Source organism: Limobrevibacterium gyesilva, from assembly GCF_025989185.1.
Taxonomy (GTDB): Bacteria; Pseudomonadota; Alphaproteobacteria; order Acetobacterales; family Acetobacteraceae; genus Limobrevibacterium; species Limobrevibacterium gyesilva.
The window spans coordinates 26,160-41,181 of sequence record NZ_JAPDNT010000035.1; the positions used below are offsets into that span (position 1 = coordinate 26,160).

Here is a 15,022-nt window from a genome sequence, read left to right on the forward strand (position 1 = left end):
GAGGCCGGCATGACCCTGGCCAGCAACCTGGGCTTCCCGCGCATCGGGCGGCAACGCGAGCTGAAATTCGCGCTGGAGAAATTCTGGTCCGGCGAGCTGGACGAGGCCGGGCTGCAGGCCAGGGCGGCCGAGCTGCGGGCCACGCATTGGCGCCTGCAGCAGGGGCTCGGCATCAGCCATGTCCCCGGCAACGATTTCGCGCTGTACGACCACGTGCTCGACACCGCCTGCATGGTCGGCGCCGTTCCCGAGGGCTATGGCTGGTCGGAAGGGCCGGTCTCGCTCGCGACCGTCTTTGCCCTGGCGCGCGGCGCCCGTGGCACCGAGGCCGAGCGCGCGGCGGGGATCGCCGCCGGATCGCCGGCGCTGGAAATGACCAAGTGGTTCGATACGAACTACCACTATCTGGTGCCGCAACTGGCGCGCGGGCAGCGCTTCGTGCTGACCGGGAACCAGCCGCTGGCGATGTTCCGTGAGGCGCAGGCGCGCAACACGCGCACCCGCCCGGTGCTGCTGGGGCCGGTCAGCTTCCTGATGCTCGCCAAGACGGTCGACGGGTCCGACCCGCTCGACCTGCTGGACGCGCTGCTGCCGGTCTATGCCGAGATCCTGGCGCAGCTCGCCGAGGCCAAGGCGCCCTGGGTGCAGATGGACGAGCCGGTGCTGGCGCTCGATCTTTCCGACAAGGCGAAGCTTGCTTTTGCCCTGGCGTATGGTCGGCTGGCGCAAGGGCCGGCGCCGGAGCTGCTGCTGGCCAGTTATTTCGGCCCGCTCGGCGGCAACCTTGCCACCGTCGCGCGCCTGCCGGTGGCGGGCCTGCACCTTGATCTCGTGCGCGGCGCGGGGCAGCTCGACGACGCGTTGGCGGCGGTGCCGGCGTCCACGTGGCTGTCGCTGGGCGTGGTGAACGGGCGCAACGTGTGGCGCACCGACCTGCGCGCCGCGCTGGCGACGCTGCAGCGCGTGGCGGCGGCGCGGGGCACCCGGCGGCTAATGGTGGCGCCGTCCTGCAGCCTGCTGCATGTGCCTGTGGATGTGGAGCAGGAGGCAGGGCTCGATCCCGAATTGAAGGGCTGGCTTGCCTTCGCCACGCAGAAGCTGGGCGAGGTGGCGCTGCTGGCGCGTGGCCTGGACGAAGGCGAGGCGGCGGTCGCTGCCGCGTTGAAGGACAGCGACCGGGCCGTGCAATCCCGCCGCGACAGCGCCCGCGTGCACGACCCCAAGGTCGCGGCACGGCTGGCATCGATCACGCCGGAAATGGAACGGCGCGCGACCCCGTTCGCCGAGCGGCGGGCGCGGCAGCGGACGCATGTGAGCCTGCCGGCGTTCCCGACCACGACGATCGGCTCGTTCCCGCAGACGCCGGAGGTGCGCAAGGCGCGCGCCGCCTTGCATCGCGGCAGCCTGGCGCAGCCGGACTACGACCAGGCCATCGCCGGCTGGATCGACGAGGCCGTGCACTGGCAGGAGGAAGTCGGCCTCGATGTGCTGGTGCATGGCGAGTTCGAGCGCAACGACATGGTGCAGTATTTCGGCGAGCAGATGGCGGGCTTCGCGTTCACCCGGCATGGCTGGGTGCAGTCCTATGGCAGCCGCTGCGTGGCGCCGCCGGTGATCTGGGGCGACGTGTCGCGGCCGCAACCGATGACGGTGCGCTGGTCCGCCTATGCGCAGTCGCGCACCGACCGGCCGGTGAAAGGCATGCTGACCGGGCCGGTGACGATGCTGCAATGGTCGTTCGTGCGCGACGACCAGCCGCGCGAGACGGTGTGCCGCCAGATCGCGCTGGCCTTGCGCGACGAGGTGGTTGATCTGGAAGCGGCCGGCATCGCCATCATCCAGATCGACGAGCCGGCGCTGCGCGAGGGCCTGCCGCTGCGGCGGCCGGACTGGCCGGGCTATCTGGACTGGGCGGTGGCGAGCTTCCGGCTGTGCAGCAGCGCCGTGCGCGACGAGACGCAGGTGCACACGCATATGTGCTACAGCGAGTTCAACGACATCATGCCGGCGATCGCGGCGATGGATGCGGATGCGATCAGCATCGAGACGACGCGCAGCCGGATGGAGTTGCTCGACGCCTTCGCGCAGACCGCCTATCCGAACGAGATCGGGCCCGGCGTGTGGGATATCCACTCGCCGCGCGTGCCCGATGCGGGGGAGATCGCCGAGCTGCTGCAACGCGCGCGGCAGCGCCTGCAGGATTGGCAGATCTGGGTCAATCCGGATTGCGGCCTGAAGACCCGCAAATGGGACGAGGTGCGCCCGGCGCTCGTGAACATGGTGGCGGCGGCGCGGCAGCTTCGGCGCGGCGGCGAAGCGCGGCCCTGACGCCGCTGCGGAGCACGCCCCGGGCGGGGCGTGCTCCGGCCTTCCGGCGAAGTGCGGGGCCGCGATACGGAAACGTTACTTGACGAAATAAAGAAATCATCATGATCTGGTAATAACGGCGGGGTTTCCAGCCCTCGATTCAACGGCCCTCGATGTCGAGACGCGGGAGCGTTCAATGCCCGGCTTTCCAGGTTTCGATACCTCGGAGTTTCCAGGCAACGCCGAAATGGCGTGGCTGCGGGCCAACACGAATCTCCGGTGGTGCGGCTACTACCTTGGCCCGGCCCCGAGCCATGCCAGTACGAGCTGGATGGGAACCCGCGCGGCGCTGCAAGCCGCGGGGTGGGGGATCGCACCGGTTTATGTCGGGCAACAGATCGCCGGCCCCGGGCGCCATAACGTGTCGGCGTCGCAGGGCACGATCGACGGCAACGACGCGGCGGCGCTGATGCGCAGGGAAGGATTCCCTGCGGGCAGCTGCGTGTATCTCGATCTGGAAGATGGCCCGCCTTTCTCCGCGCCGCGCACGAACTACGTTGCGGCATGGGTCGATGCGGTCGCGGCGGCCGGCCTTCAGGCGGGCGTATACTGCTCGCACGGATTTGCCGAGGACGTGCATGCGTTGCGCCCGGACGCGCGCGTGTGGGCGTTCAAGGTCGAGACCGCAGCGGAGCATCCTTTCCCCGGCGTCAACTTCCCCGACCTGCACCCGGCGGGCTGCGGCTATACCGGCGCGTTCATCTGGCAGCTCGGGCAGAATTGCCGACTCAACCTGCAAACTACCCCGTTGCGCGCGCCCCTGGTCGATCTCGACACCGCGCTGACCCCTGACCCGGGTGCGCCTTAGATCCAATATCGAAACGGTTCGTGGCATGGGCGCAGGACGGCACATTGTCGGGAGCGCGATCGGGCTCGTGGCGCTCTTCGCCGTCGGAGGCTGCCAGGTCGTGTGGGACGACGGACATGGGATGCGACACGCGCTCGGGATCGGGCACGTCGCCTGGCCGGTCGCCCGCGAAGACACCGGCACGCAGGTGTCGGGCGTCGACGCCTACGGTGTCGTGCTGCTCATGACCCGAAGTGCCACCGGCATCACGGTCGGCGGGGTCAGCGAGCGCTCCGTCAGCCTCGATGGCTCGAATCTCGTCACGCTGGACTGCCTTGCCTGCGATCTGGCGCAGGCCAACCCGAGGCAGCTGCGGATTGCGCCGGGAGCAGGCGAATGAGCGCGCATGGCGCAAGGTCGATCATCCTGGTCTCGGGCATGGCGGTGCTGTCAGGCTGTGTCGGGGTCGATACCGCGGTGATGTTCACGACGGACAATCTGGGCGTGAACATCAGCCCGACGCCCACGCCGACGGCCGAGATCGGCTTTTCGAGGCAGGAAGGCGTCATTGCGCCGGCCCTTGAGAATGGGGCGGTCATTCCGGGGGCGGCAAGCGTCTATCACAGCGTCCCGACGTTCCTTCCGCTGGCGACGGAATCGGGGGCCGTGTTCGCGGGCGGTCAGGCCGCCGCCCAGTTGCTCACCGAGCCGGGCGGGACGGCTGGCGACGCCAAGGCGTGCATTTCGCGCGCGCCAACGGATTCCAGCGGCCACCCCGTGATCACCAGCGGCAAGGCGCGGCCGATGTTCTTCGGCACGACGACGTCGATCGGTTTCAGGATCAGCATTCCCAATCCTTCGGGCGACGTGCCGTTTCCCAATGTCCATCTCGGCTACAAGCGCAACGAAGCCGCCATAGCCCCGGTCTCCGGAAAGCCCGATGGCTGTGCGGACGATGCCGCGGGAAACAAGTACGCGGTCTATGTGCCGAGCTTCCTGGCCGTGATCCGCAATACGGCCGGGCAGCAGCCCGGTGCGGGCGTCCAGGGCAACGTCAACGGGAGCTTCAATGTCGGTCAGGTGTTCGCGACTGGCATTGCGGCGACCGAGGCGGCCAGGCTGCCGGCCATCGGCGAGTCTTTCCGGATCGCGGCGGGTCAGACCGCCCAGGGCGCCACCGGAACGAATCTCCAGGTCGTGACCGTCGTGCCGAAACAATTGAACGACCGTCAGCGGCGGGCGGCGGAGGTCGTCAAGGCGCTCGATCAGGCGAAGACCGATCGGCTCGCGGCGCTGCTGGGCATCCCCCAAGGCCCAGGCGCGCAGATCGAGATTCTCAAGGCGATCGCCGCGGTGACGACGACCACGCAGTTCGAGCCGCTGGCGGCCAGGATCAAGGCGGTGTCGGGGGAGGATGTCTGACCATGGCGACGGTGCGTGAAATGACTCCCGGTTCCCAGGATCTGGCGACATTCCAGACCGTCGTCCAGCAGCAGGAAGCGATATTCGGGCCGCTGCAGGGCATCGGCGGCGAAGGCATGAACAACATCATGACCTTCGTGATCGGCCCGAGCCCCGACGCGGCGCGCGCGACCATTCTGGTGACGTACACCGGCCATCCGCCTGCCAAGGACGGATTCCAGCTGGTTGCCATCGGCACGTGCCTCGTCAGCGGCGCGCCGGTGCAGGTTGCGGCGTATCGCCCGACCCCATGATGCGATGCTGCGGGACGGCTGGCCCGCCAGTGCTCCGACCGTTCAGGCTCCCAGGCGCGCCAGCACGTCGGCATGGGCTTCGGCCACCAGATGCCGGCGGATTTTCTGGGTGGCCGTCATCAGCCGGTTGTCCACGGTGAACGGCGGCACCACGGCGTGGCGGCGGATGCGTTCGGTGACCGACAGGCGGGCGTTCACCTCGGCGACGGCGGCGGCCACGGCAAGCTCGTCGCAGCCCTCATGCGGCACCACCAGGGCGGTCAGGCCGGCGCGGCCCTCGCCGAGCACCACCGCCTGGGCGATCGCGGGCTCGGCGATCAGCATGCCCTCGATGCGTGCGGGCGAGACGTTCTCGCCGCCGGACAGCACGATCATGTCCTTCTTGCGATCGGTGATGCGCAGATAGCCGTCGGCATCCAGCGTGCCGATGTCGCCGGTGTGCAGCCAGCCGTCGCGGATCGCCGCCGTGGTGTCGCCGGGACGCTGCCAGTAGCCGTCCATCACCAGGTCGCCGCGCACCAGGATCTCGCCGTCCGCGGCGATGCGCAGCTCGACGCCTGCCAACGTCTTGCCGACGCTGTCGATCCGGCAGGCATCGGGTGGGTTGGCGGCGATCACCGGGCCGGCTTCGGTCTGGCCGTAGCCTTGCAGCATGGCGACGCCCAGGCCCAGGAAGAAGCGGCCGACCTCCGGCTCCAGCCGCGCGCCGCCGGAGATGGCGGCGCGCAGGCGGCCGCCGAAGCGGGCGCGCACCTTGCGGCGCACCAGGCGTTCCAACAGCGGGTCGAGCAGCCGGTCGAGTGGCGAAAGGGGCTGGCCCTCGGCGCGGCGCCGGCCGACCCGGAGGGCGCGGTCGAACAGGGCGCGCTGCCAGGCCGGCTGGCGCGCCACCTGGCCGAGGATGCGCGCGCGGATCACCTCCAGCACGCGCGGCACCATGGTCATGATGGTCGGGCGCACGGCCAGCATGTCGGCCGCCAGATGCTCGACGCCGCGGGCATAGACCACCTCGCTGCCGACGCTGAGCAGGAAGAACTGGCCGACCGTGTGCTCGTAGCTGTGCGACAGCGGCAGGAACGAGAGGTAGGTCTCGTCGCGCAGCCGCAGCGGCCGCACCAGGTCGAAGGCGCCGCGGCAGTTCGACAGGATGGCGCGATGCGGCAGCATCACCCCTTTCGGCGCGCCGCCGGTGCCGGAGGTGTAGATCAGGCAGGCCAGCGCCCCGGGCGCGATCGTGGCCGCCTCGGCGGCGATGTCGGCGGGGTCGGACTCGTCCTGGACCAGCGCCTGCCACGCCAGCACGGGAACGCCGGGAGAGGAGAACGGCTCCATCACCACCAGCACGTCGAGCGGGCCGGCCAGGGCGAGCTTCGCGGCCAGTGCCGCGGTGGACGCCACGGCCGCGCGTGCGCCCGAATCGCGCAGGATATGGGCGTGGTCGTCGACCGTGTTGGTGGTATAGGTCGGCACCGGGACGGCGCGGATGGCCATCAGCGCGGTTTCGACGATGGGGAATTCCGGGCGGTTCTCCGAGACGATCACCACCCGGTCGCCGGCGGACACCCCGGCGCGGCGCAGCGTGCGCGCCACGCTGGCGGCCTGGCGGGCGAACTGCCCCCAGGTGATGGCCTGCCAGGCGCCATCGTGGTACGACCGCAACATCGGCCGGTCGGGCCATTGCCGGGCCCGGTCGAACATCATGGCCACGAGATTCGGCCACTGCGGATAGCCGTCCAATGTCGCGTTTCCCCTTGCGCCGGGGCGGTGATGCCATCCGCCCCTTTGACCTTCCCCTCGCATAACTTACATCTTCGCCCACGACCAGCAGGACAGGACCTTCTTGCGCATGCCCGACGGACACACCGGCGCCGCCCGCAGCGGCGCCGATCTCCCCACCTGGGACCTCGCCGACCTCTATCCGGGGCCCGACAGTCCGGAGCTGGCGGCCGCCCTGGACGGCGCCGAGCAGGCGGCGAAGGATTTCGCCACGGCCCATGCCGGCAGGCTGGCCGCCATGCCCGGCCGCGAGCTGGCCGCCGCGATCGCCGGCTACGAGGGCATCGAGGAAGTGCTGGGCCGGGTGATGTCCTATGCCCAGCTGCTGTTCAGCGGCGATTCGAACGACCCGGCCATCGGCCGGTTCTACCAGTCGATGAACGAGCGGGTGACCGCCATCTCCAGCCGGCTGATCTTCTTCGTGCTGGAGCTGAACCGGCTGGACGACGCGGTGCTGGAGCAGAAGCTGGCCGACCCCGCGCTCGCGCGCTGGCGCCCGTGGCTGCGCGACCTGCGGGTGTTCCGCCCGCACCAGCTTTCCGACGAGCTGGAGAAGCTGCTGCACGAGAAGGAGGTGGCCGGCCGCACCGCCTGGTCGCGCCTGTTCGACGAGACCATCGCCGCCCTGCGCGTGCCCGTGGGCGGCGAGGAGCTGACGGTCAGCGCGGTGCTGAACAAGCTGTCCGACAAGGACCGCGCGGTGCGCGAGGCGGCCGGGCGGGCGATCGGCGAGGTGTTCAGCAAGAATGTCCGGCTGTTCGCGCTGATCACCAACACGCTGGCCAAGGACAAGGAGATCGTGGACACGTGGCGCCACTATCCGCGCCCCGCCAGCGCCCGCAACCGCGCCAACATGGTCGAGGACGAGGTGGTGGACGCGCTGGTCGCGGCCGTGACCAGCGACTATCCGCGGCTGGCGCACCGCTATTACCTCATGAAGGCGAAATGGCTGGGGCTGGACAAGCTGCAGCATTGGGACCGCAACGCGCCGCTGCCCGGCGACGACGACCGCGACGTGTCCTGGCCGGAGGCGAAGCAGCGCGTGCTCGACGCCTATGGCGCGTTCTCGCCGGAACTGGCCGAGGTCGGCGGGCGCTTCTTCGAGCGGCCGTGGATCGACGCGGCGCTGCGGCCGGGCAAGGCCGGCGGCGCCTTCGCGCACCCGACCGTGCCGTCGGCGCATCCCTATCTGCTGCTGAACTATCACGGCCGCACCCGCGACGTGATGACGCTGGCGCATGAGCTGGGCCACGGCGTGCACCAGGTGCTGGCGGCCGACCAGGGCTACCTGATGGCCGGCACGCCGCTGACGCTCGCCGAGACCGCCAGCGTGTTCGGGGAGATGCTGACCTTTCGCGCCCTGCTGGATGCCGAGAAGGACCCCGCCCGCCGCCGCATCATGCTGGCCGGCAAGGTCGAGGACATGCTGAACACGGTGGTGCGGCAGATCGCGTTCTACCAGTTCGAGACGCTGCTGCACGACGAGCGCCGCAGCGGCGAGGTGATGGCCGACCGCATCGGCGAGATCTGGATGCAGGTGCAGACGGAAAGCCTCGGCCCGGCGTTCGAGTTCACGCCCGAATACAGCGTGTTCTGGACCTACGTGCCGCATTTCATCCACACGCCGTTCTACGTCTATGCCTATGCCTTCGGGGATTGCCTGGTGAACGCGCTGTATTCGGTGTTCCAGTCCGGCCATCCCGGCTTCCAGGCGAAATATCTGGACATGCTGCGCGCCGGCGGCAGCAAGCGGCACAAGGAGCTGCTGGCGCCGTTCGGCCTCGATGCCTCCGACCCCGCGTTCTGGCGCAAGGGGCTGGACGTGATCTCCGGCTTCATCGACGAGCTCGAGGCCACGACCTGATGGATGACCGCTCGTCTTTGTTCGGGGAGATCAGGCGCTTCGCCCGCACCTCCGGGGCCGTGGGCGGCATCGCCGCCCGCGTGGTGGGCGAGCGGGCGTTCGGCATCAAGACCAATCGCGCCGACCACGCCGAGGATCTGAAGGTGATCCTGGGCGGGCTGAAGGGCCCGCTGATGAAAGTGGCGCAGTTCCTGTCCACCGTGCCGGACGCGCTGCCGGCGGAATACGCGGCCGAGCTGTCGCAGCTGCAGGCCAATGCGCCGGCCATGGGCTGGGCCTTCGTGCGCCGGCGCATGCAAAGCGAGCTGGGGCCGGACTGGGAGTCCCGCTTTGCCAGCTTTTCGCGCGAGGCCGCGGCGGCGGCGAGTCTGGGGCAGGTGCATCGCGCGACGCTGCCGGATGGCGCCGACGTGGCGTGCAAGCTGCAATACCCGGACATGGCCAGCACGGTGGACGCGGATCTGCGCCAGTTGAAGCTGGCCATGGCCGTCTATCACCGCATGGACGGCGCCATCCAGCACGACGAGATCTATGTCGAGCTGGCCGAGCGGCTGCGCGAGGAACTGGACTACGAGCGCGAGGCCGCGCAGATGCGCCTGTACGGCCTGATGCTGAAGGACGTGAAGGACGTTCACGTTCCCGTGCCGATCGCGGCCTTCAGCACCAGGCGCCTGCTGACCATGACCTGGCTGGACGGGCGCTCGCTGTTGCGCCGGCTGGAGGAGAATCCGCCGCAGGCCGAGCGCAACCGCATCGCCGAGGCGCTGTTCCGGGCCTGGTACGTGCCGTTCTACCGCTACGGCGTCATCCACGGCGATCCGCATCTGGGCAACTACCAGGTGCGGCCGGACGGGTCCGTGAACCTGCTGGATTTCGGCGCTATCCGGGTGTTCGAGGCGCGGTTCGTGCGCGGCGTGATCGACCTGTACGAGGCGGTGCGCGACAACAACGAGGCGCAGGCCGAGCATGCCTACCGAAGCTGGGGCTTCGCCGACATCACCAGGGAGAAGATGGAGGTCCTGAACGAGTGGGCCCGCTTCCTGTACGAGCCGCTGACCCAGGACCGCGTGCGCCGGATCACCGAGAGCGACGACCCGCAGTTCGGCCGCACCGTGGCCGAGCGGGTGCATGCCGGGCTGAAGCGCACCGGCGGCGTGCGCCCGCCGCGCGAATTCGTGCTGATGGACCGCAGCGCCATCGGCCTGGGCAGCGTGTTCCTGCGCCTGAAGGCGGAGCTGAACTGGTCGCGGCTGTTCCAGGAGATGATCGCCGACTTCGATACCGAGGCATTGGCCGCCCGGCAGGCGGCGGCGCTGGCCGAGGCGCAGGTGCCCGCCGCCGCATCCGCAGCCGCCGCGTAACGTCTCCCCTTGCGCCTGCCCGCTTCGGGCGGGCATCTTGCAGGGCCACGGACGGGGTGGCCGCTTCCCGCGCTCATCCCGTCACCAGGAAAGGATGAGCGGATGCGCCTTGCGGTGCTGAAGGAGCGCGCGGCTTTCGAGACCCGCGTGGCCGCCACGGCCGAGACCGTGAAGAAGCTGGTGGCTCTGGGCCTGACCGTGGCCGTGGAAAGCGGCGCCGGTGTGCTCTCTGCCGTGTCCGACGCCGAGTACCAGGCCGCGGGGGCCGAGATTGCACCCGATCCGGCCGCGGCGCTGGCCGGGGCCGGCATCGTGTTTGCCGTGCAGGCCCCCGAGCCCGCCGAGCTGGCGTTGGTCCCCGCCGGCGCCCTGCTGGTCTGCATCGCCGGCGCCTTCGGCAACCCGGAGCTGGTGCCGACGCTGGCCAGGGCCGGGATCGACTGCGTTGCCATGGAGATGCTGCCGCGCATCACCCGCGCGCAGGCGATGGACGTGCTGTCGAGCCAGGCCAACCTGGCCGGCTATCGCGCCGTGGTTGAATCCGCGACCGCGTTTGAGCGCGGCTTTCCGATGATGATGACCGCGGCCGGCACCGTGCCGCCGGCGCGCGTGTTCGTGATCGGCGCCGGCGTGGCCGGGCTGCAGGCCATCGCCACCGCGCGCCGCCTGGGCGCCATCGTGTCGGCGACCGACGTGCGCCCGGCGGCGAAGGACGAGATCAAGTCGCTCGGCGCCAGCTTCGTGGGCGTGGAAGACGAGGAGACCGCGGCCCAGCGCGGCGCCTATGCCAAGGAGATGAGCGAGGCGTTCCGCCAGAAGCAGGCCGCGCTGATGGCGACGACGGTGGCCAAGAACGACATCGTCATCTGCACCGCCCTGGTGATGGGCCGCAAGGCGCCGGTCATCGTGACCGCGCCGATGGTGGAGAGCATGAAGGCCGGCAGCGTGGTCATCGATCTCGCCGCCGATGCCGGCGGCAACTGCGCGCTGACCCAGCCGGGGGCCAGCATCGTGACGCCGAATGGCGTGCGCGTGCTGGGCTGGCGCAACTGGCCCGGCCGCATTCCCGTCGCCGCCAGCAGCCTGTACGCGCGCAACCTGCTGACCTTCCTGACGACGTTCTGGGACAAGGACGCGAAGGCCCCGAAGCTTCCGGAGGCCGACGACATCATCAAGGGCACGCTGCTGACCCGCGGCGGCGCCGTGGTGCATCCGCAGTTCCTGCCACCCCAGGCGGCCTGATCCCCTCAAGCGGCCTGACATCCGGAGAACCGCATGACCCCGTCCCAGCTGGCCGATCAGGCCGCGCAACTGGCAAGCCGCGCCGCCGACCTCGCGGATGCCGTCCGCAACCTGGCCGCCGCCGCGGGGCCCGTGGCCGAGGCCGTCGAACCCTTCGTCTTCCTGCTCGCGATCTTCCTGATGGCCTGCTTCGTCGGCTACTACGTGGTGTGGAACGTGACGCCGGCGCTGCACAGCCCGCTGATGGCCGTCACCAACGCCATCTCCTCGGTGATCGTGGTGGGCGCGATGCTGGCCGCCGGGCTGGCGCTGTCCGGCTGGGCGATGGGCTTCGGCTTCATCGCCGTAACGCTGGCCAGCGTGAACATCTTCGGCGGCTTCCTCGTCACCCAGCGCATGCTGCAGATGTTCAAGAAGAAGGCGAGGTAAGCAACGATGTCCGCAAGCCTCACCTCGGCCGTCTATCTCGTCTCCGCCGTCCTGTTCATCCTGGCGCTGCGCGGCCTGTCTCATCCCGAGACGTCGCGGCGCGGCAACATCATGGGCATGGCCGGCATGGCCATCGCCATCCTGGCGACGCTGGTGCACCAGGGCATGTCGCTCGCCGGCATCGCCCTGGTCGTGGTGGGCATGGCCATCGGCGGCAGCATCGGCACGTTCATCGCGCTGCGCATCAAGATGACCGCATTGCCGCAGCTGGTGGCGGCGTTCCACTCGCTGGTCGGCCTTGCCGCGGTGTTCGTGGCCGCGGCGGCGCTGAACGCGCCGGAAGCCTTCGGCATCGGCACCGCCGGGCACGTGCACACGCAAAGCCTGATCGAGATGTCGCTGGGGCTGGCGATCGGCGCCATCACCTTCTCCGGCAGCGTGATCGCGTTCGCCAAGCTGCAGGCGCTGATGAAGGGGAACCCGATCACCTTCCCCTACCAGCACCAGCTGAACCTGGGCCTGGGCATCCTGCTGCTGCTGCTGATCATCGGCTTCGTGCTGACCGGCAGCCAGCCGCTGTTCTGGCTGATCGCGCTGCTGGCGATCGCGCTGGGTTTCCTGCTGATCATCCCGATCGGCGGGGCGGACATGCCCGTGGTCGTGTCGATGCTGAACAGCTACTCCGGCTGGGCGGCCTGCGGCATCGGCTTCACCATCCAGAACCTGGCGCTGATCATCACCGGCGCGCTGGTGGGCGCTTCGGGCGCGATCCTGTCCTACATCATGTGCAAGGGCATGAACCGCAGCATCATCAACGTGCTGCTCGGCGGCTTCGGCACCGAAAGCGGGGCCGGGCCGGCTGGCGGGACGGCGGTGGACCGCACGGTGAAATCGGGTGCGGCCGAGGACGCGGCGTTCATCATGAAGAATGCCTCCAAGGTCATCATCGTGCCCGGCTACGGCATGGCGGTGGCGCAGGCACAGCACGCCGTGCGCGAAATGGCCGATACGCTGAAGAAAGAGGGCGTGGTGGTGAAATACGCCATCCACCCCGTCGCCGGCCGCATGCCCGGCCACATGAACGTGCTGCTGGCCGAAGCCAACGTCCCCTATGACGAGGTGTTCGAGCTGGAGGAGATCAACAACGAGTTCAGCACTGCCGACGTGGCCTATGTGATCGGTGCCAACGACGTGACCAATCCGGCGGCGAAGACCGACCCCAGCAGCCCGATCTACGGCATGCCCATCCTGGAAGTGGACAAGGCCGGCACGGTGCTGTTCGTGAAGCGCTCGATGGCGTCGGGCTATGCCGGTGTGGAGAACGAGCTGTTCTTCCGCGACAACACCATGATGCTGTTCGGCGACGCCAAGAAGATGACCGAAGAGATCGTCAAGGCGCTCAGCCACTGACACCGGGCAGGGCCAGGGGGCATCCTCCTGGCCTTGCCGCTTTCACGCACCGTTTCAGCGCCAGTAGCCGCGGCCATGCCCCCAGCCGCGCCCATAGCCGTAGCCGTAGCCGCCACCATAGTAATAGCGCGGCGCGGGGGCGTAGACATAGCCCGCTGCCGGCGCCGCGTAGTAGCCGTCATAGGCCGGATAGGCGACGCAGCCCGACAAGCCGAGAAGCGCCAGCGTCGCAGCAGGCAGCAGCAGGCGACAAAGAGATCTGCAAACCATGGTACGCCTCCGTTCGTGAGGGCGCACTTCGTATGGGCATGGTTTGCGGCGAGACGGTGTCGCTGCTCCGGCCCAAACATGTCTGAAGAAGAATTAATTCTGTACCTGCCGGTCTTGTCGCCGTTTCGCCATGATACCAGACGAATCTGGCAGCCTGCCCGAGCGGGGCAGCGCGCCAGAAGGATGTGCCGAGATGCGCACGCAGAACACGTGGTTCCGATTGACGGCGGTGCTCGCCATTGGCGGCCTGCTGCTCGGACCCGGTGCGGCTCCGGCGGCCTTCGCGCAGGCGGAGGCGCCGCAGGCCGGCGGCGATCCGCCGGCACGGGTGGGCCGGCTGGCGCGCATCGGCGGCACGGTGTCGTTCCATGCAGCCGGCCAGACGCAGTGGGAACCGGCAACGCTGAACTTCCCGGTGACATCGGGCAACTCGTTCTGGACCGAGCCGCGCTCGACCGCCGAGATCGAGGTGGGGCCGACGCATATCGCGCTGGATCAATCCACCGAGTTCGACATCGACACGCTGGACGACCACACGCTGACGGCGACGCTGCCGCAGGGGGCCGCCTATCTGCGCCTGCGCAACGTGCCGCCCGGCGACACCTATCAGATCCGCACCCCCCGCGGCGTGGTGACCATCGCCGAGCCCGGCCAGTACGCAGTGGCGGCCGGCGACACCGACCACCCGACCACCGTCTCCGTCGTCGACGGCAGCGCGCAGGTGTTCGGCGACAATGTCTCGCTGATAGTCCGGCCCCGTCAGACCGCGCAGATCACCGGCGCCGACAGTTTCCAGCCCAGCGTTGGCCCTCTGGTGACCGATCCGTTCCTGTCGGCGCACCTGGCGCAGCAGCGCCCGCCGGTGACCGGCCCCTATGCGCCGCCGCCGGTGGTGTCGCAGATGACCGGCGGCGATGCACTGGCGGAGACGGGCAGCTGGGAGCCCAACCCGGAGTACGGGCAGGTCTGGTATCCGCCGGTGGCGCCGGGATGGGTGCCGTATCGCAGTGGCCACTGGGCCTTCGTGCCGCCCTGGGGCTGGACCTGGGTGGACGATGCCCCGTGGGGATTCGCGCCGTTCCATTACGGCCGCTGGGTGCAGTTCGGCCCGCGCTGGGGCTGGGTGCCGGTCGTACCCGGCCTGGCGGTGGCCGCGCCCATCTATCCCGTCTATGCCCCGGCGCTGGTCAGCTTCGTCGGCGTTGGTGTGGGCGTGGGGATCGGCTTCGCCCTGGGGTCGTCGGTCGGCTGGTGCCCGCTGGGGCCGCGTGAGCCGTATTTTCCGCCCTATCGGGTCAGCAACACCTATATCCGCAACGTGAACGTCACGCATGTGACGAACGTGACCAACTTCAACAACGTGACTGTGAACAAGTTCGTCAACCGCAACGCGACCACGGTGGTGCCGGCGGCGACGATGACCGGCTCTCGCCCGGTCGGCCCGGCGGCGCGGCGGGTTCCGCCGCAGACGCTGGCGTCGATGCAGGCGATGCGGGCGCCGCCGGTGCAGCCGACGGCCGGCACGGCCGGCGTGACGCCGGCGGTGGCGCGGCAGATGAACCTGGCGCAGCCGGGACCGGGCCTGGCGGCGCCGCGGCGGGTTGCGCCAGGCCCTGTGGTGCAGCCGAATCCGGCCGCCGGAATGGCGCTGCGGTCGCCGGGCGGCCCTGGTGCGCCGCGCGGTCCTGGCGCTCCTGGCGCTCCTGGCGCTCCTGGCGTCGTCGGTGCGCCAGTTGCGCCGGGCACAATGCAGCCTGGGCATCCCGGGCTGGGCACGGCAGCCGCCGGTGCGGCTGTTGGC

General features: G+C 69.5%; 13 protein-coding genes. 11 read left to right on the forward strand and 2 right to left on the reverse strand.

The window, feature by feature from the left end; all coding sequences use genetic code 11:
• The first annotated feature begins 9 nt into the window (after positions 1–9).
• From metE to OL599_RS22540, 5 genes are all read left to right on the forward strand, one after another.
• Positions 10–2,328, forward strand: coding sequence for a 5-methyltetrahydropteroyltriglutamate--homocysteine S-methyltransferase (gene metE, locus OL599_RS22520; RefSeq protein ID WP_264716282.1), 2,319 nt, complete (start codon positions 10–12; stop codon positions 2,326–2,328).
• A 175-nt stretch (positions 2,329–2,503) separates the two neighbouring features.
• Complete coding sequence (locus tag OL599_RS22525; RefSeq protein WP_264716283.1) at positions 2,504–3,175, forward strand: glycoside hydrolase domain-containing protein; 672 nt, start codon at positions 2,504–2,506, stop codon at positions 3,173–3,175.
• Between the two features lie 121 nt (positions 3,176–3,296).
• The gene (locus tag OL599_RS22530; protein ID WP_264716284.1) at positions 3,297–3,554 is read left to right on the forward strand and encodes a hypothetical protein; all 258 of its coding nucleotides are present in this window, start codon (positions 3,297–3,299) and stop codon (positions 3,552–3,554) included.
• Entirely contained in the window at positions 3,551–4,576 is a 1,026-nt protein-coding gene (locus OL599_RS22535; RefSeq protein WP_264716285.1) for a hypothetical protein, read from the forward strand. Before OL599_RS22530 ends, OL599_RS22535 begins: the two co-directional genes overlap by 4 nt.
• Positions 4,577–4,578: 2 nt before the next feature.
• Positions 4,579–4,869 carry a hypothetical protein gene (locus OL599_RS22540; protein ID WP_264716287.1) on the forward strand — a complete coding sequence of 97 codons (291 nt, stop codon included), beginning with the start codon at positions 4,579–4,581 and terminating at the stop codon, positions 4,867–4,869.
• Between the two features lie 42 nt (positions 4,870–4,911).
• Here the strand turns inward: OL599_RS22540 and OL599_RS22545 are convergent, their stop codons facing one another.
• Entirely contained in the window at positions 4,912–6,606 is a 1,695-nt protein-coding gene (locus tag OL599_RS22545) for an AMP-dependent synthetase/ligase (protein WP_283949886.1), read from the reverse strand.
• A 109-nt stretch (positions 6,607–6,715) separates the two neighbouring features.
• Here OL599_RS22545 and OL599_RS22550 point away from each other — a divergent pair, with 109 nt between their 5' ends.
• From OL599_RS22550 to OL599_RS22570, 5 genes are all read left to right on the forward strand, one after another.
• The gene (locus OL599_RS22550) at positions 6,716–8,509 is read left to right on the forward strand and encodes a M3 family oligoendopeptidase (protein WP_264716288.1); all 1,794 of its coding nucleotides are present in this window, start codon (positions 6,716–6,718) and stop codon (positions 8,507–8,509) included.
• On the forward strand, positions 8,509–9,870 hold the full coding sequence (locus OL599_RS22555; RefSeq protein WP_264716289.1) for an ABC1 kinase family protein: 1,362 nt from the start codon (positions 8,509–8,511) through the stop codon (positions 9,868–9,870). The genes OL599_RS22550 and OL599_RS22555 overlap by 1 nt, the downstream gene beginning before the upstream one ends.
• 102 nt (positions 9,871–9,972) lie before the next feature.
• On the forward strand, positions 9,973–11,112 hold the full coding sequence (locus tag OL599_RS22560; protein ID WP_264716291.1) for a Re/Si-specific NAD(P)(+) transhydrogenase subunit alpha: 1,140 nt from the start codon (positions 9,973–9,975) through the stop codon (positions 11,110–11,112).
• A gap of 33 nt (positions 11,113–11,145) precedes the next feature.
• Positions 11,146–11,541: an NAD(P) transhydrogenase subunit alpha gene (locus OL599_RS22565; protein ID WP_264716292.1), complete on the forward strand. Its 396-nt coding sequence runs from the start codon at positions 11,146–11,148 to the stop codon at positions 11,539–11,541.
• Between the two features lie 6 nt (positions 11,542–11,547).
• Positions 11,548–12,951: an NAD(P)(+) transhydrogenase (Re/Si-specific) subunit beta gene (locus OL599_RS22570; RefSeq protein ID WP_264716293.1), complete on the forward strand. Its 1,404-nt coding sequence runs from the start codon at positions 11,548–11,550 to the stop codon at positions 12,949–12,951.
• Positions 12,952–13,005: 54 nt separating this feature from the next.
• Here the strand turns inward: OL599_RS22570 and OL599_RS22575 are convergent, their stop codons facing one another.
• A complete protein-coding gene (locus OL599_RS22575) occupies positions 13,006–13,221 on the reverse strand; it encodes a hypothetical protein (protein WP_264716294.1) in 216 nt (71 codons plus the stop codon).
• Between the two features lie 193 nt (positions 13,222–13,414).
• Here OL599_RS22575 and OL599_RS22580 point away from each other — a divergent pair.
• Positions 13,415–15,022, forward strand: a 1,608-nt coding sequence (locus tag OL599_RS22580) for a DUF6600 domain-containing protein (RefSeq protein WP_264716295.1), incomplete at its 3' end; no start/stop codon positions are given.